At 52.7% G+C, this 25,755-nt stretch carries 24 protein-coding genes, 1 other RNA gene and 4 pseudogenes; 15 read left to right on the forward strand and 14 right to left on the reverse strand.

Translation table 11 applies throughout. The annotated features are described in order from the left end of the window. Positions 1 to 133: 133 nt before the first annotated feature. Complete coding sequence (locus HT085_RS09600; RefSeq protein WP_003692042.1) at positions 134 to 508, forward strand: SMI1/KNR4 family protein; 375 nt, start codon at positions 134 to 136, stop codon at positions 506 to 508. A 37-nt stretch (positions 509 to 545) separates the two neighbouring features. Here the strand turns inward: HT085_RS09600 and HT085_RS09605 are convergent. After that, a pseudogene (locus HT085_RS09605) lies at positions 546 to 907 on the reverse strand (IS1595 family transposase); the annotation flags it as partial. Between the two features lie 101 nt (positions 908 to 1,008). Here HT085_RS09605 and HT085_RS12210 point away from each other — a divergent pair. After that, positions 1,009 to 1,205 (forward strand): annotated as a pseudogene (locus tag HT085_RS12210) (replication initiation factor domain-containing protein); the annotation flags it as partial. Here the strand turns inward: HT085_RS12210 and HT085_RS09615 are convergent. The 4 genes and pseudogenes from HT085_RS09615 to HT085_RS09625 form a co-directional block, all read right to left on the reverse strand. Next, positions 1,200 to 1,451 (reverse strand): annotated as a pseudogene (locus tag HT085_RS09615) (IS1595 family transposase); the annotation flags it as partial. The pseudogenes HT085_RS12210 and HT085_RS09615 overlap by 6 nt on opposite strands. A 95-nt stretch (positions 1,452 to 1,546) precedes the next feature. Further along, positions 1,547 to 2,030 (reverse strand): annotated as a pseudogene (locus tag HT085_RS12295) (transposase family protein); the annotation flags it as partial. An 81-nt stretch (positions 2,031 to 2,111) separates the two neighbouring features. Further along, positions 2,112 to 3,098, reverse strand: coding sequence for a S49 family peptidase (locus HT085_RS09620; RefSeq protein ID WP_003688139.1), 987 nt, complete (start codon positions 3,096 to 3,098; stop codon positions 2,112 to 2,114). Positions 3,099 to 3,137: 39 nt separating this feature from the next. After that, positions 3,138 to 3,938, reverse strand: a complete 801-nt coding sequence (locus HT085_RS09625; RefSeq protein ID WP_003692044.1) for a competence/damage-inducible protein A — start codon at positions 3,936 to 3,938, stop codon at positions 3,138 to 3,140. A 124-nt stretch (positions 3,939 to 4,062) separates the two neighbouring features. Here HT085_RS09625 and argG point away from each other — a divergent pair, with 124 nt between their 5' ends. The 3 genes from argG to HT085_RS09640 all read left to right on the forward strand — a co-directional run bounded on the left by argG (position 4,063) and on the right by HT085_RS09640 (position 6,032). Continuing rightward, on the forward strand, positions 4,063 to 5,406 hold the full coding sequence (gene argG / locus HT085_RS09630; protein ID WP_003688135.1) for an argininosuccinate synthase: 1,344 nt from the start codon (positions 4,063 to 4,065) through the stop codon (positions 5,404 to 5,406). A gap of 202 nt (positions 5,407 to 5,608) precedes the next feature. After that, the gene (locus HT085_RS09635; protein WP_002218233.1) at positions 5,609 to 5,824 is read left to right on the forward strand and encodes a DUF4177 domain-containing protein; all 216 of its coding nucleotides are present in this window, start codon (positions 5,609 to 5,611) and stop codon (positions 5,822 to 5,824) included. Beyond that, the gene (locus tag HT085_RS09640) at positions 5,817 to 6,032 is read left to right on the forward strand and encodes a hypothetical protein (protein WP_002242092.1); all 216 of its coding nucleotides are present in this window, start codon (positions 5,817 to 5,819) and stop codon (positions 6,030 to 6,032) included. Before HT085_RS09635 ends, HT085_RS09640 begins: the two co-directional genes overlap by 8 nt. Here the strand turns inward: HT085_RS09640 and HT085_RS09645 are convergent. From HT085_RS09645 to sstT, 5 genes are read right to left on the reverse strand one after another with little or no spacing between them, the layout of a single operon-like run. Further along, positions 6,025 to 6,273, reverse strand: a complete 249-nt coding sequence (locus tag HT085_RS09645) for a hypothetical protein (RefSeq protein ID WP_225577385.1) — start codon at positions 6,271 to 6,273, stop codon at positions 6,025 to 6,027. The genes HT085_RS09640 and HT085_RS09645 overlap by 8 nt on opposite strands. 59 nt (positions 6,274 to 6,332) lie before the next feature. After that, positions 6,333 to 6,536 (reverse strand): malate:quinone oxidoreductase, encoded by a 204-nt coding sequence (locus tag HT085_RS09650; RefSeq protein ID WP_003688134.1) that lies wholly within the window; start codon positions 6,534 to 6,536, stop codon positions 6,333 to 6,335. Next, positions 6,536 to 7,816 carry a transferrin-binding protein-like solute binding protein gene (locus tag HT085_RS09655; RefSeq protein ID WP_003701776.1) on the reverse strand — a complete coding sequence of 427 codons (1,281 nt, stop codon included), beginning with the start codon at positions 7,814 to 7,816 and terminating at the stop codon, positions 6,536 to 6,538. Before HT085_RS09655 ends, HT085_RS09650 begins: the two co-directional genes overlap by 1 nt. Then, entirely contained in the window at positions 7,809 to 7,958 is a 150-nt protein-coding gene (locus HT085_RS09660; protein WP_003697759.1) for a hypothetical protein, read from the reverse strand. Before HT085_RS09660 ends, HT085_RS09655 begins: the two co-directional genes overlap by 8 nt. Positions 7,959 to 7,966: 8 nt before the next feature. Then, the gene (sstT, locus tag HT085_RS09665; protein ID WP_002215131.1) at positions 7,967 to 9,196 is read right to left on the reverse strand and encodes a serine/threonine transporter SstT; all 1,230 of its coding nucleotides are present in this window, start codon (positions 9,194 to 9,196) and stop codon (positions 7,967 to 7,969) included. Between the two features lie 371 nt (positions 9,197 to 9,567). Here sstT and HT085_RS09670 point away from each other — a divergent pair, with 371 nt between their 5' ends. The 3 genes from HT085_RS09670 (at position 9,568) to HT085_RS09680 (ending at position 17,877) form a co-directional block, all read left to right on the forward strand. Continuing rightward, complete coding sequence (locus HT085_RS09670; RefSeq protein ID WP_003688132.1) at positions 9,568 to 11,415, forward strand: autotransporter assembly complex protein TamA; 1,848 nt, start codon at positions 9,568 to 9,570, stop codon at positions 11,413 to 11,415. Positions 11,416 to 11,469: 54 nt separating this feature from the next. After that, complete coding sequence (locus HT085_RS09675) at positions 11,470 to 15,639, forward strand: translocation/assembly module TamB domain-containing protein (RefSeq protein WP_003692054.1); 4,170 nt, start codon at positions 11,470 to 11,472, stop codon at positions 15,637 to 15,639. A gap of 780 nt (positions 15,640 to 16,419) precedes the next feature. Then, positions 16,420 to 17,877, forward strand: coding sequence for an MFS transporter (locus tag HT085_RS09680; protein WP_003688130.1), 1,458 nt, complete (start codon positions 16,420 to 16,422; stop codon positions 17,875 to 17,877). 330 nt (positions 17,878 to 18,207) lie between these two features. Here the strand turns inward: HT085_RS09680 and rnpB are convergent. The 3 genes from rnpB to HT085_RS09695 all read right to left on the reverse strand — a co-directional run bounded on the left by rnpB (position 18,208) and on the right by HT085_RS09695 (position 20,745). Next, an RNA gene (gene rnpB / locus HT085_RS09685) (RNase P RNA component class A) lies at positions 18,208 to 18,567 on the reverse strand. Positions 18,568 to 18,645: 78 nt separating this feature from the next. After that, positions 18,646 to 19,749, reverse strand: coding sequence for a peptide chain release factor 2 (gene prfB / locus HT085_RS09690; protein ID WP_003688127.1), 1,104 nt, complete (start codon positions 19,747 to 19,749; stop codon positions 18,646 to 18,648). A 102-nt stretch (positions 19,750 to 19,851) separates the two neighbouring features. Continuing rightward, positions 19,852 to 20,745, reverse strand: a complete 894-nt coding sequence (locus HT085_RS09695; RefSeq protein WP_010355679.1) for a patatin-like phospholipase family protein — start codon at positions 20,743 to 20,745, stop codon at positions 19,852 to 19,854. Between the two features lie 339 nt (positions 20,746 to 21,084). Between HT085_RS09695 and HT085_RS09700 the strand changes: the two genes are divergently transcribed. The 7 genes from HT085_RS09700 (at position 21,085) to HT085_RS09730 (ending at position 25,078) form a co-directional block, all read left to right on the forward strand. Continuing rightward, positions 21,085 to 21,534, forward strand: a complete 450-nt coding sequence (locus HT085_RS09700) for an HvfX family Cu-binding RiPP maturation protein (RefSeq protein WP_003692059.1) — start codon at positions 21,085 to 21,087, stop codon at positions 21,532 to 21,534. A gap of 73 nt (positions 21,535 to 21,607) precedes the next feature. After that, on the forward strand, positions 21,608 to 21,916 hold the full coding sequence (locus HT085_RS09705) for an HvfA family oxazolone/thioamide-modified RiPP metallophore (RefSeq protein WP_003692062.1): 309 nt from the start codon (positions 21,608 to 21,610) through the stop codon (positions 21,914 to 21,916). 117 nt (positions 21,917 to 22,033) lie between these two features. Beyond that, positions 22,034 to 22,876 carry an HvfB family MNIO-type RiPP peptide maturase gene (locus HT085_RS09710; protein WP_010355671.1) on the forward strand — a complete coding sequence of 281 codons (843 nt, stop codon included), beginning with the start codon at positions 22,034 to 22,036 and terminating at the stop codon, positions 22,874 to 22,876. Next, positions 22,866 to 23,612, forward strand: a complete 747-nt coding sequence (locus tag HT085_RS09715; RefSeq protein WP_003692064.1) for an HvfC family RiPP maturation protein — start codon at positions 22,866 to 22,868, stop codon at positions 23,610 to 23,612. The genes HT085_RS09710 and HT085_RS09715 overlap by 11 nt, the downstream gene beginning before the upstream one ends. Before the next feature lie 21 nt (positions 23,613 to 23,633). Continuing rightward, on the forward strand, positions 23,634 to 24,221 hold the full coding sequence (locus HT085_RS09720) for a sigma-70 family RNA polymerase sigma factor (RefSeq protein ID WP_003688115.1): 588 nt from the start codon (positions 23,634 to 23,636) through the stop codon (positions 24,219 to 24,221). A 5-nt stretch (positions 24,222 to 24,226) separates the two neighbouring features. After that, positions 24,227 to 24,406, forward strand: coding sequence for a zf-HC2 domain-containing protein (locus HT085_RS09725; protein ID WP_003692066.1), 180 nt, complete (start codon positions 24,227 to 24,229; stop codon positions 24,404 to 24,406). A gap of 231 nt (positions 24,407 to 24,637) precedes the next feature. Next, positions 24,638 to 25,078, forward strand: a complete 441-nt coding sequence (locus HT085_RS09730; protein WP_003688111.1) for a surface-adhesin E family protein — start codon at positions 24,638 to 24,640, stop codon at positions 25,076 to 25,078. Between the two features lie 151 nt (positions 25,079 to 25,229). Here the strand turns inward: HT085_RS09730 and HT085_RS09735 are convergent, their stop codons facing one another. Continuing rightward, on the reverse strand, positions 25,230 to 25,745 hold the full coding sequence (locus tag HT085_RS09735; RefSeq protein ID WP_003688109.1) for a hypothetical protein: 516 nt from the start codon (positions 25,743 to 25,745) through the stop codon (positions 25,230 to 25,232). Positions 25,746 to 25,755 lie beyond the last annotated feature (10 nt).

Consider the following 25,755-nt stretch of genomic DNA (forward strand, 5'->3'; position numbering starts at 1 on the left):
GCATTAGATGCCGCAAACATGGGGAGAAGCTATTCAATTTAGAATTAAAAAAACAAAGTGAAAATGGACTAGCACCACCAAATTGGTCTACCCAGTTTCCTAATGGTAGTATTTATGATACTAAGGTAACGAAATGATTATTCAAAATGAATTTAATTTATATCCTAGTAATATGCTTCCTGAAGGGTTTTGTTATCCTGAAAAGTATGTTCGTATCTCTAACGATACATCTTTAATACCTTATATTCAGCCACATAATTTTCACTGGTGGTTTGAGAATTATGGAACAGAAGGGGCAGAAGTAGCTTATATATTTAGAAATTCCATCCTGCCTGATTTAAATCTTATCCCATTCGCTGGTAATGGAGAATGGGAAGCTTATTTTGATGGTAATGATGTAACAGGAAATCCTAGGGTTATTGTTATTAATTTAGATAATATAGAAAACCATGAATTTTTTAATAGTTTTGAAGAGTGGCTTGAATTAGCAATTAAGGATACTTGGTAAGCAGCTATCTATAAAGAGATGAGGCCGTCCTGGACAACTAGGATAAACTCGATTTTACTAATTGTTTTAAAATGGAACAAGAACTTTTATCTCACTGTTGTTAAAACGCCGTTCGCACTCCTTTAAATACGGCTCAAAATGCTCTTTGGGAATGCCGTCAAACTTGCGTAAATGACGTTTTGCCCGGTTCCAAAAGTTCCCAATTCCATTAATATGGTTTTGTCGTTCGGCAAAATGTGTGCTGTGATTGATACGGAAATGGCTAAATTCGCCTGCATCCAATACATCATAGCTACGATAACAATCCGTATAAACAATGCTGTCAGGTTTCACTTGTTCGCGGATAATAGGAAATAAAGTAGCGGTTTGAGTATTCGCTACAGTAACCGTATAAACCTTATATATTGCGTCCCTAAGAAGGGGCGATTAACAAAAATTAACGCCCTTTACTTTCTACAAGTAACAGGGCTTTTTTTTTGCCCGTTTTTGAGGATTCGCACATGGGAGATAAGCAAGGGATGACAAAGGCGGTTGCCGGCGTGATGACGGACGCGCCGGCGGACGGCAGGAAGCCGGCAACCGCTTCGAATCTTCCCCCCTTATCTAACAGGGGGGTACGGAAACCGAAACGGCGGGCAGGGTTCAGGAATTCTTCGAATGTTACGAAACGTACATAACGGACGGCAAAGGAAACCTTGCCATTTCGTTTGAGAAGCCTGAATACTGCGACTTTTCCGGCAGCACCGCGACCGCATTTACCTTTGCGTTGTCCGCCAAAATAACTTTCATCTGCTTCTACTTCGCCATCAAACATTTCCAAATGCGGACCGTTTTGATAAATCAGTCATCGTAAACGATGAAAATCATAGGCTGCAGTATTTTTATTAACGCCTACCAACTCTGCCGCTGTTCTTGCAGTTACACCTGCGACAAATAGCCCAATGAGTTTATTTTGTTTATACCGGCTTAGACGGCTTTTCTCATAGGGATAATTCTAACTTAATTTGAATTTCCCTAGTTATCTAGGACAGCGCCTAAATTAATAAAGCAGCACAACTCCTTTTGCTGATGTTCCGGACTGTCAAACGACTGTTCCTCATGCCACATCTCCATCAAGGTACGGATAACCCGCTCCGCCTTACCGTTGGTCTGCGGACAAGCAAATCGGGCAAGCCTCCAACCAATCCCATTATCATAACAAGCTGCACCGAAAGCATGTTGGACGGCTCTTTATATTACCTATCATTGTCAGAGTAAACGTACTCAACCAGGTACAAGCAGGGGTCAGCCAGATGTTCGGTCAGAAACTTGGCAGCACTGTCTGCGGTTTTGTCCGGCAAAATGGCAGAGTATAAAAATCGTCAATAGCGACAAACAGGTAATCTCGTTTATCGGCGGCCTTCCGTCCTTTGAGCAACAGCAACAGCAACAGCAACCGATCGGTATCAGGATGCACAAAACCTCCCGGGGACAACCTGCCTTTTGCGGCTTTAAGTGCACGGTAAATAGTAACGCGGCTGACTTAGTGGCAGCATACTGGGGAGGTGAGTGTTTTTGTGTATATTTTTATTCTGGTATTCCCTTAGAAATACTGTAAACAACGCTACCGGACGGCCTGCAGAGCTTCCGAAACGCTTGCTTTGAGTTCTGCTCCGAAGCGTCTGCCCAAGATTCTGCCGAAATCGTCCTTCGGAGTGTAATCCACCACATCGGGAGCTTTGACCACGTCTCGCGCCACGCTGTAAATATTGCCGAGTCCGTCCACCAGCCCGACTTTCAGCGCGTCCGCGCCTGTGTACACGCGACCGCTGAACACGTCGGGATATTGTCGGAATTTGAGGCGGCCGCCGCGTCCGGTTTTGACGGCTTTGATAAATTCGCCGTGTATGCCGGTCAGCATTTCTTCCCAGATTTTCGACTGTTCGGGCGTTTCGGGCGAAAACGGATCGCCCATGCCTTTGTTGCTGCCCGCAATTTTAACCCTGCGTTTTACGCCGATTTTTTCCATCAGGCCGGTCGCGTCGAAACTGCTGCCGATAACGCCGATGCTGCCGACGATGCTGGACGGGTCGGCATAGATTTTGTCCGCCGCCGCCGCGATGTAGTAGCAGCCGGACGCGCACATATCCTCTGCCACGAGATAAACGGGGATGCCGGGGTGCTGCGCCTTCAGACGGCGTATTTCTTCAAAAGCGGTGTTGGAGACGACGGGCGAACCGCCGGGGCTGTTGGCGCGGATGACGATGGCTTTTGCCTGCGGGTTTTTGTAGGCGGCCTCCATCCCGTCTTTGAGTTTTTTGACCTGGTCTTCTACGCCGTTGCCGATTTTGCCGTACAGGTTGACGACTGCGGTATGCGGCGTGTTGCCCGCCAACTGCAATGCGGCTTCGTCTTTTCGGAAAATGCCTGCAATCAGGGCAACCAGAATCAGGGTGCTGACGGCGCGCCAGATGTTTTTCCACATCCGCTCCCTGCGCCTGTCCCGATAGGCGGACAGCAGCACTTCGCGCATAATGTCGCGCTCCCATAAGGTTTCCCCCGCATTTTTTGCTTCGGGTGCTTCGTTTTCTCTTCTGATTCGGTATTGCATGGTTTTCCTTAAATATCGTCCGATTTGGGCAAACAGTTTTCAGTTTACCCGATTTTTCAGCTTTGCTCCCAATCCGTCCAAGCTGTGCAACACTTCCGCCCACGCCGCGTCCAAAAGGTTGACGGCTTCTCCTTCGGCTTTGATGCCGAACTCAATGTGCGGTTTGACCTGCGTGCCGTCTGAATGCGTCCAACCGACGCTGGGCAGGCTGTACGAACGCACGCCGGGATAAGTTTGCTCGATATGCTCTATAATCGGCGTAATGCGCGATTCGGGCTGCTCAAACACATACACGCTGCGGCTGCCGCGTTCGGTTTGGTTGAAGCGGCCGGCGTAATAAGTTTCCAAAACCCATTCCGCCATCGGGTGCGCCATCACAGGAAAGCCGGGGAAGAAATAATGCTCGCGGATGGAAAATCCGGCGATGTTGTTGAACGGGTTGGGCACAAGCTCTGCGCCCTCGGGGAAATCCGCCATTTTCAGGCGTTGGGCGTGTTCGGGCGAATCGAGCGGCTTGCCGCGTTTCCGGGTTATGCCTTCGATAAACTTGGCGGCTTCAGGATGGCGGACGACGGGCAAATCCAAAGCAGCCGCTGCGGTTTGGCGCGTGCGGTCGTCGGGCGTGGCGCCGATGCCGCCGGTAACGAACGTCGGTATGCCGTCTGAAAAGCTGCGGCGCAGTTGCCTGACCAGCAAATCGGGTTCGTCGGGCAGATATTGCACCTGATTGAGCTTCAGCCCTTTGGATTCGAGCAGGGATTTAAAAAAGGCGAAATGTTTGTCTTGGCGGCTGCCGTGTAAGATTTCGTCTCCGATGATGATGAGGTTGAACGCGTTCATAATGTTTTCGGTTTTAAATACCGCCTGAAACGGCGGAATACCCGTTCAGACGGCATGATGGCTGACAATATTTTCTATTTATAAGATAATGGCTTTGATTTTTCAAGCTATCGAGGATTTTTTCATGAACCAAAACCATACTATTTTACAAAACCTCCCCGTCGGTCAGAAAGTCGGCATCGCCTTCTCCGGCGGTCTTGATACCTCTGCCGCGCTGTTGTGGATGAAACTCAAAGGCGCGCTGCCTTATGCCTACACTGCCAACCTTGGCCAGCCCGACGAAGACGATTACAACGCCATTCCCAAAAAAGCAATGGAATACGGTGCGGAAAACGCCCGCCTGATCGACTGCCGCGCACAACTGGCACACGAAGGCATCGCCGCCATCCAATGCGGCGCGTTCCACGTTTCCACCGGCGGCATCGCCTATTTCAACACCACGCCTCTGGGCCGCGCCGTGACCGGCACCATGCTCGTTTCCGCCATGAAAGAAGACGATGTGAATATCTGGGGCGACGGCAGCACCTACAAAGGCAACGACATCGAGCGTTTCTACCGCTACGGCTTGCTCACCAATCCCGCGCTGAAAATCTACAAACCCTGGCTCGACCAGCAATTTATCGACGAACTCGGCGGCCGTCACGAAATGAGCGAATTTCTGATTGCCAACGGCTTCAACTACAAAATGTCGGTTGAAAAAGCCTACTCCACCGATTCCAATATGCTCGGCGCGACCCACGAAGCCAAAGACTTGGAATTTTTGAACTCGGGCATCAAAATCGTTAAGCCCATCATGGGCGTTGCCTTCTGGGACGAAAACGTCGAAATTGAACCCGAAGAAGTCAGCGTGCGCTTTGAAGAAGGCGTGCCGGTTGCATTGAACGGCAAAGAATACGCCGACCCCGTCGAACTCTTCCTCGAAGCCAACCGCATCGGCGGCCGCCACGGCTTGGGTATGAGCGACCAAATCGAAAACCGCATCATCGAAGCCAAATCGCGCGGCATCTACGAAGCCCCGGGCATGGCATTGTTCCACATCGCCTACGAACGCTTGGTTACCGGCATCCACAACGAAGACACCATCGAACAATACCGCATCAACGGCCTGCGCCTCGGACGTTTGCTCTACCAAGGCCGCTGGTTCGACAGCCAAGCCTTGATGTTGCGCGAAACCGCCCAACGCTGGGTCGCCAAAGCCGTTACCGGCGAAGTTACCCTCGAACTGCGGCGCGGCAACGACTACTCGATTCTGAACACCGAATCGCCCAACCTGACCTACCAACCCGAACGCCTGAGTATGGAAAAAGTCGAAGGTGCGGCGTTCACACCGCTCGACCGCATCGGACAGCTCACGATGCGCAACCTCGACATCACCGACACCCGCGCCAAACTGGGTATTTATTCGCAAAGCGGTTTGCTCTCGCTGGGCGAAGGCTCGGTATTGCCGCAGTTGGGCAATAAGCAATAAATTTCGCCGCATTGCATCGCTGCAATTTAAGGGATTGCCTGAAAAGGCAATCCCTTGATTAAAGGAATCCTATGTTTCAACACACAGGACGATACATAAAGCACCGACCTATGTATCGTCCTGATTTGGAAGGGGTTCCCTCCCAAATAAAGTCTGATCCTACCGCCCCAAAGGGCGGGGTTTCAACCGAAAAGGAAATACGATGAAAGAATACAAAGTCGTCATTTATCAGGAAAGCCTGTTGTCCAGCCTGTTTTTCGGCGCGGCAAAGGTCAACCCCGTCAATTTCAGCGCGTTCCTCAACAAACAAACCCCCGAAGGCTGGCGGGTCGTAACGATGGAAAAAGATTTGCGCCGTATGCTGCTGTTTTTCAAACGCGAAGCCTACGTCGTCATTTTGGAGCGGGACCGTGTTTAAGCTCGGCGTTTATGCCTGTCTCGGACTGTTTGCCGGCTGGGTGCTGCTGCTGATTGTGCAACTTTGGTTTTCTTTTCTCGAAGCCGAATTGTTCTTCAAAATCACACTGACTATGGCAGGGCTGTTTGTCATCATCCTCGCCGCCCTGCTGGTATGCGGCCAGTATTTTTCCGAAAAGAAAATGAAAGACAACGGGTTTATCAACTGATGCGGATTTGAACCGGACCCGCGCCCCAAACATCACAATGCCGTCTGAACGCACCCGCTTCAGACGGCATACCGTTGCCGCAAACCCTTTCGGCACATAAGGCGCACCCCGTTGCACCGCCCCGATTCGGAAAGGCGATGCCTTTCCCCAAACCGGCCCGAACCCTGCCGCCCCGAAGAGCGGGGTTCAAGGCATTATCTCCCTGCTGCTGCCGGTTGGAACCGGCGGAGTGTTGAAACACAGCCGTTAAAAAAACAGGCCGTCTGAACATTCAGACGGCCTATGCTTTATTTTCATATTTCAACAGCCCGAAAAAGGCGGGCGGAAATACCCGACATTCCGGCTGCTGCCGACGGTTTCCCCGGCAGGCTGCGGAATGCCGCCGATACGCGCGGCAATTTCAGTGCCGGATTTTGGGATGCCGCCTTTTTCGGGGGCTTGTTTGATGATTTGAACGCGTCGTCCCGCCGTAATGAATACCTGCGCTTCGGGCGGCATCAACATCAATCCCGATCTTTTTTGCCGGCAAACACGCCGAATCCGCCCTTTTCAGCATCTGTCGGGCGATAGCTGTATTTTCCCGCCACTTCCTCGCCGGCCGGGCCGTAAAACCTTCCGGAAACATCCCCGCCGCCATTTTCCGTCCAAGTCCCCTTAAAGCCGTTTCCATCGATGGCGGCTTTGAATTTTTGCGTACCCATATGCAAATCATCGCCGCTGTCGATAATGCCGTCCACAGATTTGCTGCCGAAATCGACTTTTGCGGCAAACCTGCTTCCGGACGGGTACGGACGGCCGTTTTCCATATGGAAATGCAGCACTTCGCCGTTGTACACGGCCGTGCCAACAAGCATTTCGCCTTTTGCCGGTTCGCCTTGCACACGGAGGGCATACGATCCGCCGGGCAATTTTTCCGCCCCGTAAGTCAGATACCGGTAATTCCCTTCGGGCGCGAAGATATTGCCGGAATGCCCCGTCAGGCTGACCGCTTCCCCATCCACAATCAGCGTATCGGCCTGATTGACGGGAATCAGCGGAATCTCGGCCGGAAGCGACCTCCTCGACCGTGCAGAACGAGTAGGCTGAGCTTGATAAATAATGGTATATTTATTCAACCCATTATTTTCAACTTTTATAGCAACCAAACCAGTAAACTTTTCTCCATCTTTTTTATATTTCTTAATTTTCTCTTCATCACTTAACGATTCAAATTCTGATTTTGGCGGTGCTTCTTCATCCAATAAATTATCACCATTACAAGGATCGCCTTTACAGTGGGTCAACGTTATATTTTGCGACGGTCCGTCAATCACAACAGAATTGCCCACGTTCGTCCTTCCAAAATCGCTACCGCCATTCGCAGGGGCAGGGTTTGACGCGGGGGCGGAATCTGAAGAACCGGCGGGTTGGTTGTTCCCTGTTTGATTTGCGGATTCGGCGGCATTTTGCGGCATATCATTTTGCGCCCCCGCGTCTTCATTTTTGGGGTTGTCCGTTGTTGCCGCACCGCCATTGCCTGTATTTTCTGCCGAAACTGCCGCCATATCTTGGCTGCCTTCTCCGGCGGTTGCGTCCTGCGTATCGGCTTGCGGCGCACCGCCCGCTGCCTCCTCATCTTTCTTTTCTTTCGGCAGCACCCCTTCCCCGGCATTTTCAGCAACAACGGGGGCGGCCGGTTTTGACGGCGTGTCCGCCGACTTGACATCGGGCGATCCGCCACCGCCGCCCCCACAGGCTGAAAGGGGAAAAATACAAGCCATTGCAATCACACTGCGTTTAAACATCATCATCTCCTTCATAGGGCGACGCTTTATGTATCGACCTGTGTGTTGAAACATATTCAAGGCAGCCGGTATTGTTTCCGCCATATGCCCATAAAATTGTAAAAATATGCCGTCTGAACGCCAAACGGGCTTCAGACGGCATAGCTTGGTTTATTCCGCACGGTTTCTCTGTCGGCCCAAATCGGCGGCAGCGGTAAACAAAACGTCGGTTGAAGAATTCAACGCCGTTTCCGCCGAATCCTGAATCACGCCGATGATGAAGCCGACGGCGACCACCTGCATGGCGACATCGTTGCTGATGCCGAACAGGCTGCACGCCAGCGGAATCAGCAGCAGCGAACCGCCGGCCACGCCGGACGCGCCGCACGCGCTGACCGTCGCCACCAGGCTCAACAGCAGCGCGGTGGCAAAATCAACCTGTATGCCTTGGGTGTGCGCCGCCGCCATAGCCAAAACGGTAATCGTAATCGCCGCGCCGCCCATATTGACGGTCGCCCCCAACGGGATGGAAATCGAATAAGTGTCTTCGTGCAGCCCCAGCTTTTTCGCCAAAGCCATATTCACGGGGATATTGGCGGCGGAAGAACGGGTAAAGAAGGCATACACGCCGCTTTCGCGCAGGCAGGTAAACACCAGCGGATAAGGGTTGCGGCGGATTTTCCACCACACGATGGCGGGATTGACCGCCAGCGCGATAAACGCCATACAGCCCAACAGCACCGCAAGCAGCTTCGCATAACCCGCCAGCGCGCCGAAACCCGTCTCCGCGATTGTGGACGACACCAGCCCGAAAATACCCAAAGGGGCAAAACGGATAATCCATTTCACGACGGTGGAAACCGCTTCCGCCAAATCGGCAACGACCTGCCGCGTAACGTCCGAACCGTGATTCCGCAACGCCGCGCCCAAAACCAAAGCCCAAGCCAAAATGCCGATATAGTTGGCATTGGCAATCGCGTTAATCGGGTTGGCGACCAGGTTCATCAGCAGCGATTTCAACACTTCCACAATGCCGGAAGGCGGCGCGGCGGACACATCGCCCGCGCCCGCCAAAACAATGTGCGTCGGGAAAACCATACCGGCGATGACGGCGGTCAGGGCTGCGGAAAACGTGCCGATGAGGTAAAGGACGATAATCGGCCTGATATGCGCCTTGTTGCCTTTTTGGTGCTGCGCGATTGTGGCCGCCACCAAAATAAATACCAAAACCGGCGCGACCGCTTTGAGCGCGCCGACAAACAGGCTGCCGAACAAGCCTGCCGCCAAGCCCAGTTGCGGTGAAACCGAACCGATTACGATGCCCAACGCCAAACCGGCGGCAATCTGCCTGACCAGGCTGACGCGGCCGATCGCATGAAATAAGGATTTGCCGAACGCCATAATTCTTCCTTATGTTGTGATATGTTAAAAAATGTTGTATTTTAAAAGAAAACTCATTCTCTGTGTTTTTTTTATTTTTCAAGCTGTGTTTTGAGGTGCGTTGATTTGCCCTATGCAGGGACAGGCTTTGTTTTATCATTCGGCGCAACGGTTTAATTTATTGAACGAGAATAAATTTATTTAATCCTGCCTATTTTTCGACACTATTCCGAAACGCAGCCTGTTTTCCATATGCGGATTGGAAACAAAATGCCTTAAAACAAGCAGATACATTTCCGGCGGGCCGCAACCTCCGAAATACCGTCGGCAGTATGCCGTCTGAAGCGTCCCGCCCCGTCCGAACAGTGTTAGAATCGAAATCCGCCACACCGATGCACGACACCCGTACCATGATGATCAAACCGACCGCCCTGCTCCTGCCGGCTTTATTTTTCTTTCCGCACGCATACGCGCCTGCCGCCGACCTTTCCGAAAACAAGGCGGCGGGTTTCGCATTGTTCAAAAGCAAAAGCCCCGACACCGAATCAGTCAAATTAAAACCCAAATTCCCCGTCCGCATCGACACGCAGGACAGTGAAATCAAAGATATGGTCGAAGAACACCTGCCGCTCATCACGCAGCAGCAGGAAGAGGTTTTGGATAAGGAACAGACGGGATTCCTTGCCGAAGAAGCACCGGACAACGTCAAAACCATGCTCCGCAGCAAAGGCTATTTCAGCAGCAAGGTCAGCCTGACGGAAAAAGACGGAGCTTATACGGTGCACATCACACCGGGCCCGCGCACCAAAATCGCCAACGTCGGCGTCGCCATCCTCGGCGACATCCTTTCAGACGGCAACCTCGCCGAATACTACCGCAACGCGCTGGAAAACTGGCAGCAGCCGGTAGGCAGCGATTTCGATCAGGACAGTTGGGAAAACAGCAAAACTTCCGTCCTCGGCGCGGTAACGCGCAAAGGCTACCCGCTTGCCAAGCTCGGCAACACCCGGGCGGCCGTCAACCCCGATACCGCCACCGCCGATTTGAACGTCGTCGTGGACAGCGGCCGCCCCATCGCCTTCGGCGACTTTGAAATCACCGGCACACAGCGTTACCCCGAACAAACCGTCTCCGGCCTGGCGCGCTTCCAACCGGGCACGCCCTACGACCTCGACCTGCTGCTCGACTTCCAACAGGCGCTCGAACAAAACGGGCATTATTCCGGCGCGTCCGTACAAGCCGACTTCGACCGCCTCCAAGGCGACCGCGTCCCCGTCAAAGTCAGCGTAACCGAGGTCAAACGCCACAAACTCGAAACCGGCATCCGCCTCGATTCGGAATACGGTTTGGGCGGCAAAATCGCCTACGACTATTACAACCTCTTCAACAAAGGCTATATCGGCTCGGTCGTCTGGGATATGGACAAATACGAAACCACGCTTGCCGCCGGCATCAGCCAGCCGCGCAACTATCAGGGCAACTACTGGACAAGCAACGTTTCCTACAACCGTTCGACCACCCAAAACCTTGAAAAACGCGCCTTCTCCGGCGGCATCTGGTATGTGCGCGACCGCGCGGGCATCGATGCCAGGCTGGGGGCGGAATTTCTCGCAGAAGGCCGGAAAATCCCCGGCTCGGATGTCGATTTGGGCAACAGCCACGCCACGATGCTGACCGCCTCTTGGAAACGCCAGCTGCTCAACAACGTGCTGCACCCCGAAAACGGCCATTACCTCGACGGCAAAATCGGGACGACTTTGGGCACATTCCTGTCCTCCACCGCGCTAATCCGCACCTCTGCCCGCGCAGGTTATTTCTTCACGCCCGAAAACAAAAAACTCGGCACGTTCATCATACGCGGACAAGCGGGTTACACCGTTGCACGCGACAATGCCGATGTCCCCTCGGGGCTGATGTTCCGCAGCGGCGGCGCGTCTTCCGTGCGCGGTTACGAACTTGACAGCATCGGGCTTGCCGGTCCGAACGGATCGGTCCTGCCCGAACGCGCCCTCTTGGTGGGCAGCTTGGAATACCAACTGCCGTTTACGCGCACCCTGTCCGGCGCGGTATTCCACGATATGGGCGATGCCGCCGCCAATTTCAAACGTATGAAGCTGAAACACGGTTCGGGACTGGGCGTGCGCTGGTTCAGCCCGCTCGCGCCGTTTTCCTTCGACATCGCCTACGGACACAGCGACAAAAAAATCCGCTGGCACATCAGCTTGGGAACGCGTTTCTAAACCGATACGGCCGCTTCAGACGGCATTGCAGCAAACCATTTTGAAACAGACATTATGACCGATACCGCACCGACAGATACCGATCCGACCGAAAACGGCACGCGCAAAATGCCGTCTGAACACCGCCCCGCCCCGCCGGCAAAAAAACGCCGCCCGCTGCTGAAGCTGTCGGCGGCACTGCTGTCTGTCCTGATTTTGGCAGTATGTTTCCTCGGCTGGATCGCCGGTACGGAAGCAGGTTTGCGCTTCGGGCTGTACCAAATCCCGTCCTGGTTCGGCGTAAACATTTCCTCCCAAAACCTCAAAGGCACACTGCTCGACGGCTTCGACGGCGACAACTGGTCGATAGAAACCGAGGGGGCAGACCTTAAAATCAGCCGCTTCCGCTTCGCGTGGAAACCGTCCGAACTGATGCGCCGCAGCCTGCACATCACCGACATCTCCGCCGGCGACATCGCCATCGTAACCAAACCGACTCCGCCTAAAGAAGAACGCCCGCCTCAAGGCCTGCCCGACAGCATAGACCTGCCCGCCACCGTCTATCTCGACCGCTTCGAGACGGGCAAAATCAGCATGGGCAAAACCTTTGACAAACAAACTGTCTATCTCGAACGCCTCAACGCGGCATACCGTTACGACCGTAAAGGGCACCGCCTCGACCTGAAGGCCGCCGACACGCCGTGGAGCAGTTCGTCGGGGTCAGCCTCGGTCGGCTTGAAAAAACCGTTTGCCCTCGATACCGCCATTTACACCAAAGGCGGATTCGAAGGCGAAACCATACACAGTACGGCGCGGCTGAGCGGCAGCCTGAAGGATGTGCGCGCCGAACTGACGATCGACGGCGGCAATATCCGCCTCTCGGGAAAATCCGTCATCCACCCGTTTGCCGAATCATTGGATAAAACATTGGAAGAAGTACTGGTCAAAGGATTCAACATCAATCCGTCCGCCTTCGTGCCTTCCCTGCCCGATGCCGGGCTGAATTTCGACCTGACCGCCATCCCGTCGTTTTCAGACGGCATCGCGCTGGAAGGCTCGCTCGATTTGGAAAACACCAAAGCCGACTTTGCCGACCGCAACGGCATCCCCGTCCGTCAGGTTTTGGGCGGCTTTGTCATCCGGCAGGACGGCACGGTGCATATCGGCAATACGTCCGCCGCCCTGCTCGGACGGGGCGGCATCAGGCTGTCGGGCAAAATCGACACCGAAAAAGACATCCTTGATTTAAATATAGGCATCAACTCCGTCGGCGCGGAAGACGTGCTGCAAACCGCGTTCAAAGGCAGGTTGGACGGCAGCATCGGCATCGGCGGCACGACCGCCTCGCCCAAAATCTCTTGGCAACTCGGCACCGGCACGGCACGCACGGACGGCAGCCTCGCCATCGCAAGCGACCCCGCAAACGAACAGCGGAAACTGGTGTTCGACACCGTCAACATCTCCGCCGGGGAAGGCAGCCTGACCGCGCAAGGCTATCTCGAGCTGTTTAAAGACCGCCTGCTCAAGCTGGACATCCGTTCCCGCGCATTCGACCCTTCGCGCATCGATCCGCAATTTCCGGCAGGCAATATCAACGGTTCGATTCATCTTGCCGGTGAACTGGCAAAAGAGAAATTTACGGGCAAAATGCGTTTTTTGCCCGGTACGTTCAACGGCGTGCCGATTGCCGGCAGTGCCGACATTGTTTACGAGTCCCGCCACCTTCCGCGTGCCGCCGTCGATTTGCGGTTGGGGCGGAACATCGTCAAAACAGACGGCGGCTTCGGCAAAAAAGGCGACCGGCTTAACCTCAATATCACCGCACCCGATTTATCCCGTTTCGGTTTCGGACTCGCGGGGTCTTTAAATGTACGCGGACACCTTTCCGGCGATTTGGACGGCGGCATCCGAACCTTTGAAACCGACCTTTCCGGCACGGCGCGCAACTTACACATCGGCAAAGCGGCAGACATCCGTTCGCTCGATTTTACCCTCAAAGGCTCGCCCGACACAAGCCGCCCGATGCGCGCCGATATCAAGGGCGGCCGCCTTTCCCTGTCGGGCGGCGCGGCGGTTGTCGATACCGCCGGCCTGACGCTGGAAGGTACGGGCGCGCAGCACCGCATCCGCACACACGCCGCCATGACGCTGGACGGCAAACCGTTCAAACTCGATTTGGACGCTTCAGGCGGCATCAACAGGGAACTTACCCGATGGAAAGGCAGCATCGGCATCCTCGACATCGGCGGCGCATTCAACCTCAAGCTGCAAAACCGTATGACGCTCGAAGCCGGTGCGGAACACGTGGCGGCAAGTGCGGCAAATTGGCAGGCAATGGGCGGCAGCCTCAACCTGCAACACTTTTCTTGGGACAGGAAAACCGGCATATCGGCAAAAGGCGGCGCACGCGGCCTGCACATCGCCGAGTTGCACAATTTCTTCAAACCGCCCTTCGAACACAATCTGGTTTTAAACGGCGACTGGGATGTCGCCTACGGGCACAACGCGCGCGGCTACCTCAATATCAGCCGGCAAAGCGGCGATGCCGTATTGCCCGGCGGGCAGGCTTTGGGTTTGAACGCATTTTCCCTGAAAACGCGCTTTCAAAACGACCGCATCGGAATCCTGCTTGACGGCGGCGCGCGTTTCGGACGGATTAACGCCGATTTGGGCATCGGCAACGCCTTCGGCGGCAATATGGCAAATACACCGCTCGGCGGCAGGATTACAGCCTCCCTTCCCGACTTGGGCGCATTGAAGCCCTTTCTGCCCGCCGCCGCGCAAAACATTACCGGCAGCCTGAATGCCTCCGCGCAAATCGGCGGACGGGTAAGCTCTCCGTCCGTCAATGCCGCCGTCAACGGTAGCAGCAACTACGGGAAAATCAACGGCAATATCACCGTCGGGCAAAGCCGCTCCTTCGATACCGCACCTTTGGGCGGCAGGCTCAACCTGACCGTTGCCGATGCCGAAGTATTCCGCAACTTCCTACCGGTCGGACAAACCGTCAAAGGCAGCCTGAATGCCGCCGTAACCCTCGGCGGCAGCATCGCCGACCCGCACTTGGGCGGCAGTATCAACGGCGACAAGCTCTATTACCGCAACCAAACCCAAGGCATCATCTTGGACAACGGCTCGCTGCGTTCGCATATTGCAGGCAGGAAATGGGTAATCGACAGCCTGAAATTCCGGCACGAAGGGACGGCGGAACTCTCCGGCACGGTCAGCATGGAAAACAGCGTGCCCGATGTCGATATCGGCGCGGTGTTCGACAAATACCGCATCCTGTCCCGCCCCAACCGCCGCCTGACGGTTTCCGGCAACACCCGCCTGCGCTATTCGCCGCAAAAAGGCATATCCGTTACCGGTATGATTAAAACTGATCAGGGGCTGTTCGGTTCGCAAAAATCCTCGATGCCGTCCGTCGGCGACGATGTCGTCGTATTGGGCGAAGTCAAGAAAGAGGCGGCGGCATCGCTCCCCGTCAATATGAACCTGACTTTAGACCTCAATGACGGCATCCGCTTCTCCGGCTACGGCGCGGACGTTACCATAGGCGGCAAACTGACCCTGACCGCGCAACCGGGCGGAAATGTGCGTGGGGTGGGCACGGTCCGCGTCATCAAAGGGCGTTACAAAGCATACGGGCAGGATTTAGACATTACCAAAGGCACAGTCTCCTTTGTCGGCCCGCTCAACGACCCCAACCTGAACATCCGCGCCGAACGCCGCCTTTCCCCCGTCGGTGCGGGCGTGGAAATATTGGGCAGCCTCAACAGCCCGCGCATTACGCTGACGGCAAACGAACCGATGAGTGAAAAAGACAAGCTCTCCTGGCTCATCCTCAACCGTGCCGGCAGCGGCAGCAGCGGCGACAATGCCGCCCTGTCCGCAGCCGCAGGCGCGCTGCTTGCCGGGCAAATCAACGACCGCATCGGGCTGGTGGATGATTTGGGCTTTACCAGCAAGCGCAGCCGCAACGCGCAAACCGGCGAACTCAACCCCGCCGAACAGGTGCTGACCGTCGGCAAACAACTGACCGGCAAACTCTACATCGGCTACGAATACGGCATCTCCAGCGCGGAACAGTCCGTCAAACTGATTTACCGGCTGACCCGCGCCATACAGGCGGTTGCCCGTATCGGCAGCCGTTCGTCGGGCGGCGAGCTGACATACACCATACGTTTCGACCGCCTCTTCGGTTCGGACAAAAAAGACTCCGCAGGAAACGGCAAAGGGAAATAAACGGTTTTCAGACGGCGCGGCACGCTCCGCCGCCATGCCGTCTGAAAGACGCGCCGCCAAACCGGACATTTGAAAACCCGCCTTTCGCCATCCGCCGCTGCCGTCCGCCTGCAAGGGAACAGGATCGATATGTTCAAAAACCTTATACAGGCTTCCGATATGCCTTTATAAAAGGCTGATGCGCCCCACCGCTTCCAAACCGGCAAAAACGCGGAACACAACAATCTGTTTTTAAAATTCTACAATAAAAACAATAGAATATTGCATTTCCCACTGATATAAAAAAACCTTCGCACGGCTGTTGGAAGGGATGGTTAAGAAAAATATAGCGGATTAACAAAAATCAGGACAAGGCGGCGGGCCGCAGGCAGTACAAATGGTACGGAACCGGTTCGCCCGGTGCTTGGGCGCCTTAGGGAATCGTTCCCTTTGAGCCGGGGCGGGGCAACGCCGTACCGGTTTAAAGTTAATCCACCATAATGCGCCCTTCGGCGTGGCGGATATATAAGGAAGTGATTTTCCATCTAAGTAAAAACCGCCCTATCGGATAAGCCATTGACAGAAAAGGATTTACCCGCGCCGTATCGGAACACGTCCTCTAAAATACAATCCATTGAATTGAAACAAATATAAAAACATCCGCCCGCGAAAAACGGCAGCGCGTCGTTTGACAAAGAATGAAAATATCGGTTAAAAACCGATATTTTCATACAAAAAACACCGCCGCCGTCCGCATCCGTTTCAGACGGTATTGAGAGAAAATCTTTTAGGAGAACCTTTATGTCCCGGCATCCCGCCCGCACCGGAGAAAAAACATTTTTCGGCCACCCCTTCCAGCTTTCCACCCTCTTCCATATCGAATTGTGGGAACGTTTTTCATTTTACGGAATGCAGGGCATCCTGCTGATTTACCTCTACTACACCGCCGACAAAGGCGGCTTGGGCATAGACAAAACCCTCGCAGGCGGCATTGTCGGCGCATACAGCGGCAGCGTGTACCTGTCCACCATTTTGGGCGCGTGGTTTGCCGACCGCGTATGGGGTGCGGAAAAAACCCTCTTCCTCTCGGGCATCGTCGTAATGCTCGGGCACATCGTCCTTGCCGCCGCACCGGGCCTGTACGGCCTTCTAATCGGGCTGATATTCATCGCATTGGGCAGCGGCGGCGTGAAATCTACGGCCAGTTCTATGGTGGGCGCATTATACGAACAGGACGAAATGCGCCCGCTGCGCGATGCGGGATTTTCCATTTTCTACATCGCCATCAATATCGGCGGCTTCTTAGGCCCCTTATTGACCGGACTGCTTCAAGAAAACATCGGTTTCCATTATGGTTTCGGCGCGGCGGCGGTCGGTATGGCATTCGGCTTGTGGCGTTATTCCTTGGGACGTAAAAACCTGCCCCACCCCACCGTCCCCCATCCGCTTTCAAAAGGACAGGGCAAAACTGCGGCCGCCGTCGGCATCACCCTCATCGCCGCACTTGCAACCGCCATCAAAACCGGGCTTGTCAACCTCGACAATTTCTCCGGCATCCTCTTATCTACCGTCATCCTTGCCGTCATCGCCTATTTCGCCCGCCTGCTGACCAACCCCCGCGTCAGTTCCGACAACAAACGGCACATCATCGCCTACATCCCGCTTTTCCTGACCATCTGTATGTTTTGGGCCGTCTGGTTTCAGATTTACACCGTGGCAACCGTCTATTTCGACGAAACCGTCAACCGCACCATCGGTTCGTTTACCGTACCCGTCGCCTGGAAAGATTCTATGCAAAGCCTGTGGGTCATCCTGTTTTCCGGACTCATGGCGGCAATGTGGACAAAAATGGGGCGCAAACAACCCAAAACCCCGCTGAAATTCGCTATGGCGGTATTTGTTACCGGCGCGTCGTTTTTGGGATTCGTTCCCTTTATTTCCTCCGGAACGCCGATGCCTATTGCGGTTTTCGCACTGATCGTCCTCGCCATCACGATAGGCGAACTGATGATTTCCCCGATTGCGCTGTCCATCTCCACCAAAATCGCACCGCCTTTATTCAAAACCCAAATGGTCGCCCTTAATTTCCTTGCCTTTTCATTAGGCTTCACTTTGGGCGGCGTATTGTTTGAAAAAGGCTATCAGGCGGGCGACGAAATCGGCTTCTACCGGCTGCTGTTCTACATCGGCGCAGCCACAGGCTTCCTGCTGCTCCTGCTCGTCCCAAAATTGAACAAAATGCTCGAAGGCACAGACTAAGTCCTGCCCCGATGCGCCGATACCGTCTGAACCCTTCAGACGGCATTTTTCCGCATAATGAAACCAAACCGTTTCCACCCGACAGGACAGGCTTTCCCCCCCCCAACCGGAAGGCAGCCTGCTGATTGTCATTTAAATACCCGCCTGATTCCGTCTGTTTGCAAGGGAAATAGCCGTTTATTTCCGCTTGGGCGGAAACCGGTCCTATTGAGTAAAAGGCATTTTGTCCGACTCATCAGGGCTGCATCAACGGAATATAAAAACACAGCCTAAATAAAAATGCCGTCCGAACCGTATTTCAGGTTTCAGACGGCATTTGCGTGTCGGATGCACACCGGACAGGCGGTAAGCCGGGTTCTGTCTCGGACAGTCATTCCTCTAGGCATACCGTTGCCGGTATGCTCAAGCAACCTACCCGAACGCTCGGCGGGCAGCGTCATTGCGTTCTGTTTGGTCTTGCTCCGAATGGGGTTTGGCCTGCCGCATATTGTTACCAAATGCGCGGTGCGCCCTTACCGCACCTTTTCACCCTTGCCTGTGCTGCCAAAGCAGCCATCGGCGGTTTTGCTTTCTGTTCCACTTTCCGTCGCGTTACCGCGCCCGGCCGTTAACCGGCATTCTACCCTGCGGAGCCCGGACTTTCCTCCCCGTATGCCTTACGCGATACGCGGCGACTGTCTGCCCGTCCCGTGTGCGGCGCGGATTATAACACGAAACGCAAAAATGCCGTCTGAAACGGTACAGGTTTCAGACGGCATACAGCCTAAACTACACACCCTGTTTCAGGCTGGCTTCGATAAAGCCGTCCAAGTCGCCGTCCAATACGGCTTTGGTGTTGCCGACTTCGTAGCCTGTACGCAAGTCTTTGATGCGTGAGGAATCCAAAACATACGAACGGATTTGGCTGCCCCAACCCACATCCGACTTGCCTTCTTCCAATGCCTGTTTCTCTTCGTTGCGTTTGCGCATTTCCAATTCATACAGTTTGGATTTCAACATTTCCATCGCGGCCGCTTTGTTGGCGTGTTGCGAACGGTCGTTTTGACATTGCACCACAATCCCCGTCGGCTCGTGGGTAATACGCACGGCGGAGTCGGTTTTGTTGATGTGCTGACCGCCCGCGCCCGATGCACGGTAGGTGTCGATGCGCAAATCGGCGGGGTTGATTTCGATTTCGATGGAATCGTCGATTTCAGGGTAAACGAACACGGAGGCAAACGAGGTATGGCGTTTGTTGTTCGAATCAAACGGCGAGTAGCGAACCAAGCGGTGAACGCCGGTTTCGGTACGCAGCAAACCATAAGCGTATTCGCCTTCCACTCGGATGGTGGCGCGGTTGATGCCTGCGATTTCGCCGTCGTCTTCCTCAAGGATTTCGATTTTGAAGCCTTTGCGCTCGGCATAGCGGCTGTACATACGGAACAACATCCCCGCCCAGTCTTCCGCTTCGGTACCGCCCGCGCCGGCGGTGATGTCGATAAAGCAGTTGTTCGGGTCGGCGGGCTGGTTGAACATCCGTTTGAACTCCAAATCCGCCATCTGTTTTTCCAGCCCCGCCACGTCTTCCTTCACGGCGGCAAAACCTTCTTCGTCGTTTTCTTCGACGGCCATTTCAATCAGCATACGGTTGTCTTCGATACCCGAAGCGATGTTGTCGAGCGTCAGCACGATGCCTTCAAGGATTTTGCTCTCTTTGCCGATTTCTTGGGCACGTTTCGGGTCGTTCCAAAGCTCGGGGTCTTCGGAAAGCCCGATGACTTCTTCCAATCGGTCTTTCTTGCCCTGATAATCCATATAAACGCGGATGTCTTCGCTACGCTTCTCCAAATCATTCAGGGTGTTGTTGAGCTGGTTGATTACTTCGGCTTCCATGATTCTTTCGTTCTTTCAAAATTTTAGGGGCGTATTGTACGGGATTCGGGTATTTTTTTCTATGGATAAAGCCTTCTGGAAATACGTTCGGACGGCATAGCGTCAATAACGGTATGCCGCCAGTTTGCGTTTGATTTCAGGCAATGCGGCACGTGCTGCCTCCTCGCCCAACCGGATGGCGCGCTTTTTCTGATCGAATCCGCCGACTGCACCCAAATCCAAAACCTGCGGTTTGATAACCACATCCGCCTGCCCCAACTCGTTTTGCAACACGGAAACGCTCATCACGTTCAGCGTCTGATCGAGATAAGAGAAGAAACCTTGACCGACATTTTTGCTCGGACGTGCGGAAATATCGACGGCAATCACGAAATTCGCCCCCTGCCGCCGAGCGGCACTGACGGGCACGGGCTGCGACAGACCGCCGTCAACATATTTGTGCCTGCCGATGATGACTGGCTGGAACACATTGGGAATGGCGGCGGAAGCACGAACCGCCTGCCCGGCATTCCCCTGATTGAAAGCGACGGCCTTGCCGGTTTCAAAATCAGTGGCAACGGCGGCAAATTTGATGGGAAACTGCTGAATCTGCCTGCCGCCGACTTTTCGGTTGATGTAATTTTGCAGCTTTTCGCCTTTGATAAAACCACTGGTGGACAAGGTTAAATCGACTAAATCGGTTTTACCTAAAATCTCGGCTTCCAATTCGAGGCGGTCGGGCGACATACCCGATGCCAAAAGGCTGCCGACTATCGAACCTGCCGATGTGCCGGTAACCACCTTCACAGGAATACCGTTTTCTTTCAAAACCTTAACAATTCCTATATGGGCAAATCCTTTAGATGCGCCGCCACCGAGTGCCAAAGCGACCACTGCGGCGGGTTTGGCGGTTTGCACCGGCTTGCGGGCGGCATTGTTTCCCGCCGTACCGCAGGCGGCAAGCAACGCGGCGGCGGCGATTGCCAAAAATGATCTGATTTTTGAAAACGTTACCATATTTTCCATTCCTTTACATATCGCACCCCGTCAAAGGGAGATTGCTTTTCTTAACAATCTCCTTTGACAGCCAAGCGAAAGGGGCTTTGTTAAATCATCATCAAAATTAATATTTTCTTTTTTCCTTTACGGAAATTGTATTTGAAGGCATACCGTCCAAGGCGGGAATTATCTCACAACACCGCCGTTATCCAAATATCCCGCCTTTTTCCCTTTCTTTCCGTCAAAATACTTTCTTTTTATATTCATTAACTTGTTAAATTATTAGCTGACGGGTGTCAGTTTTTCCGACAAAATCCGTCTAACGGGGTATCAACAGGAACAAAAACAGGAACACTTATGAAAATCGGAACAACTTGGCAGACGGCATCCGCTATGCTGGTTTTGCGTCTGTTTGCCGCATATGAATTTTTGGAATCGGGTTTGCAAAAATGGAACGGGGAGAATTGGTTTTCCGAAATCAACGATCAGTTTCCATTCCCGTTCAACTTGCTGCCGGACGCGTTAAACTGGAATTTCGCCATGTATGCGGAGCTTTTGCTGCCCGTACTGTTGCTTTTGGGTTTGGCAACGCGCCTGTCGGCATTGGGGCTGATGGTCGTTACCGCCGTCGCTTGGGCTGCGGTTCACGCCGGTTCGGGTTACAATGTCTGCGACAACGGTTATAAAATGGCTTTAATTTATATCGTGGTATTAATCCCGCTGCTTTTCCAGGGTGCGGGCGGATGGTCGCTGGATACGCTGCTGAAAAAACTGTTTTGCCCCAAATGCCGTCTGAAACAAGATTGATTCAGTCGTGGAATCCGACTTTAAACATTCCAACCTTATCTCGTTAACTTGATATTCTGAAAAGGAAATAGAAATGAACAAAAATATTGCTGCCGCACTCGCCGGTGCTTTATCCCTGTCTTTGGCCGCCGGCGCCGTTGCCGCCCACAAACCGGCAAGCAACGCAACAGGCGTTCAAAAATCCGCCCAAGGCTCTTGCGGCGCATCCAAATCTGCCGAAGGTTCGTGCGGCGCGGCTGCTTCTAAAGCAGGCGAAGGCAAATGCGGCGAGGGCAAATGCGGTGCAACTGTAAAAAAAGCCCACAAACACACCAAAGCATCTAAAGCCAAAGCCAAATCTGCCGAAGGCAAATGCGGCGAAGGCAAATGCGGTTCTAAATAATCCCTCCCCTTCAAACCAAGCCGCGTTTTTCAGTAAAATGCGGCTTTTTTAACGGCAAACAAAGATTTTTTTAAACAAGCACATTATTCTTTTGTGCCATCCGAACCGGGTAAAAATATGATTCAACACGCAGGCTTGGGCTACCGCCGCGACTTGGCGGAAGACTTTCTCTCGCTTTCCGAAAACAGCCCGATATGCTTTATCGAAGCCGCACCGGAAAACTGGCTGAAAATGGGCGGCAGGGCGCGCAAACAGTTTGACCGTGTGGCGGAACGGCTGCCGCTGGCGTTGCACGGATTATCTATGTCGCTGGGCGGACAAGCCCCGCTGGATACCGATTTGATAGACGGCATCAAAGAAATGATGTGCCGTTATGACTGCACGTTTTTCTCCGATCATTTGAGCTACTGCCACGACGGCGGTCATCTTTACGATTTGTTGCCGCTGCCTTTCACTGAAGAAATGGTGCATCATACGGCGCGGCGTATCCGCGAAGTGCAAGACCGTTTGGGCTGCCGCATCGCCGTGGAAAACACGTCCTACTACCTGCATTCTCCGCTTGCCGAGATGAACGAGGTCGAGTTCCTCAACGCGGTTGCCCGTGAAGCCGACTGCGGTATTCATTTGGATGTGAACAATATTTACGTCAACGCCGTCAATCACGGCCTGCTGTCGCCTGAGGCCTTTTTAGAGAATGTGGACGCAGGGCGCGTGTGCTACATCCACATCGCCGGACACGATGCCGAAACCCCCGAGCTTTTGATTGATACCCACGGCGCGGCGGTTTTACCGACCGTTTGGGACTTGCTCGAACTCGCCTACACCAAGCTTCCCACCATCCCTCCCACCCTGTTGGAACGCGATTTCAATTTCCCACCTTTTGCCGAACTCGAAGCCGAAGTTGCCAAAATTGCCGATTATCAAACGCGTGCCGGAAAGGAATACCGCCGTGCAGCCTGAAACCTCCGCCCAATACCAGCACCGTTTCTCCCAAGCCATACGCGGGGGCGAAGCCGCAGACGGTCTGCCGCAAGACCGATTGAACGTCTATATCCGCCTGATACGCAACAATATCCACAGCTTTATCGACCGCTGCTATACCGAAACGCGGCAATACTTTGACAGCAAAGAATGGAGCCGTCTGAAAGAAGGTTTCGTCCGCGACGCGCGTGCCCAAACGCCCTATTTTCAAGAAATCCCCGGCGAGTTCCTACAATATTGCCAAAGCCTGCCGCTTTCAGACGGCATTTTGGCACTGATGGATTTTGAATATACCCAATTGCTGGCAGAAGTTGCACAAATTCCGGATATTCCCGACATTCATTATTCAAATGACAGCAAATACACGCCCTCCCCTGCGGCCTTTATCCGGCAATATCGATACGATGTTACCCATGATTTGCAGGAAGCGGAAACAGCCTTGTTAATATGGCGAAACGCCGAAGATGATGTGATGTACCAAACATTGGACGGCTTCGATATGATGCTGCTGGAGATAATGGGTTCCTCCGCGCTTTCGTTTGACACCCTCGCCCAAACCCTTGTCGAATTTATGCCTAAAGCCGATAATTGGAAAAATATTTTGCTTGGGAAATGGTCAGGCTGGATTGAACAAAGGATTATCATCCCCTCCTTGTCCGCCATATCCGAAAATATGGAAGGCAATTCCCCGAGCCAAAACCATCTATCCGCATAAAATTACCTTGTTCCCGATACTATGCCGCTACCCGACCTGACCGATGCCGAATTAATGGAGTCGCGCAAACTGCTTCTGCATTTTGCGCGACTCCAGTTGCCCGACCACCCTGATTTGGCTGAAGATTTAGTGCAGGAAACATTGCTGTCCGCATACAGCGCAGGCGACAGTTTTCAAGGCAGGGCACTTGTCAACAGCTGGCTTTTTGCCATATTGAAAAACAAAATTATTGACGCATTACGTCAAATCGGGAGGCAGAGGAAAGTCTTTACCGCACTGGATGACGAGCTGCTGGATGAAGCATTTGAAAGCCATTTTTCCCAAAACGGGCATTGGACGCCGGAAGGGCAGCCGCAACATTGGAACACTCCGGAAAAATCATTAAATAACAACGAATTCCAAAAAATTCTGCAAAGCTGCCTATACAACCTGCCTGAAAACACCGCACGGGTATTCACCCTGAAGGAAATACTCGGTTTTTCATCCAACGAAATACAACAAATGTGCGGTATCAGCACGTCCAACTACCACACCATTATGCACCGCGCCCGAGAATCATTGCGCCAATGCCTGCAAATCAAATGGTTCAACCAAGAAAACCCGAAGTAAACGTTATGAAAAAATGCCGCGATATTGCCCTGCTTCTTTCCAAACATCAGGACCGGGAAACCACCCCGGGCGAGAAGATTTCCATATATATGCACCTGCTGTTCTGCCCGCATTGCCGGGAATATAAAAGACAGCTTCAAACCATCAAAATATCACTGGCAAAAACAACCAGAACTTCAAAATAAATGCCGTCTGAAAGGGCTTCAGACGGCATAAGCTGACGGAAACAAATCAAACCGATTTACTGTTATCGGCAGTTCATCCATAATACACTCTTCAAAAGCAGCATATTCCTCCATACGGAATATATAAATACGTAAAACACGAAGGCTGCATCAATTTCCCATATTTGCCTCATTTCACAGACGGCATTACCCCTCCGGCCCAACCCGTTCTTTCTGAATGAGCGGATTTCAATGATTAAGGAAACCCTAATGCGCCCAATCTTCCTATCTTTCGTTTTACTCCCTATTTTGATAACCGCCTGCAGCACACCGGACAAGTCTGCCCGATGGGAAAATATCGGCACAATCTCAAACGGCAATATTCATACATATATTAATAAAGACAGTGTGAGAAAAAACGGAAATCTGATGATTTTCCAAGATAAAAAAGTTGTTACCAATCTGAAACAAGAACGTTTTGCCAACACCCCCGCATACAAGACTGCCATTGCCGAGTGGGAAATCCACTGCAACAACAAAACATACCGCTTAAGTTCGCTACAGTTATTTGATACAAAAAACACGGAAATTTCCACACAAAACTACACAGCCTCTTCCCTCCGCCCGATGAGCATCCTGTCCGGGACATTAACTGAAAAACAATATGAAACCGTATGCGGGAAAAAACTCTGATTTTAACTTATACACAAATTTATCCATAAGCCTTATTATAAAAATGCCGTCTGGAATACTGAAATATCAGCATTTCAGACGACATTTTGCCATTCCCTGAAATTATCCACATTATTTTTTTAAACCGGCTTCCATCCGAAATATAAACCCGCTATACAATCTCACTATTCAAACGTAAATTGTTCCATTGATACACAAAACTGCTTGCCCTCATAATTTTGATAAAGCATTTTTTACATTCCCGGCTCCGTCCCGTAACCAACACAGCCTCTAAAAAATAATCGCTTGTTTTGACACCGATACATTCATACAGATACAGAAATTCAAGAAAATAGCCTTGTGCATTGATCATTTCAAGCAATTCAGAAAAATCAAGAAATTTTCTGACTGTAAACAAACGTTTCCCTAAAAAGACGATGTCTTCAAAAATATCGACCAAATAGTCGTCTTCGGCGTTTCTATTTTCATGGGTTAAAACAACACGGGAAAAATCTGTTTTCAGATGCTTGCCCGCTTGATTGTTCGGATTATTGTCCAGAACGACAAAACCGTCCTCAAAATCAAAGCAGACGTTGCGTCCTTCTACCTTTATCGCCGTGCGATAACAATCATGTAGAGAAATACCATCCAAAAAATTTTTTCTTTGTGTATGCAAAAAAGTTTTCACTCAAGCATCC

It is taken from the genome of Neisseria gonorrhoeae, from assembly GCF_013030075.1.
In the GTDB taxonomy this organism is placed as follows: domain Bacteria; phylum Pseudomonadota; class Gammaproteobacteria; order Burkholderiales; family Neisseriaceae; genus Neisseria; species Neisseria gonorrhoeae.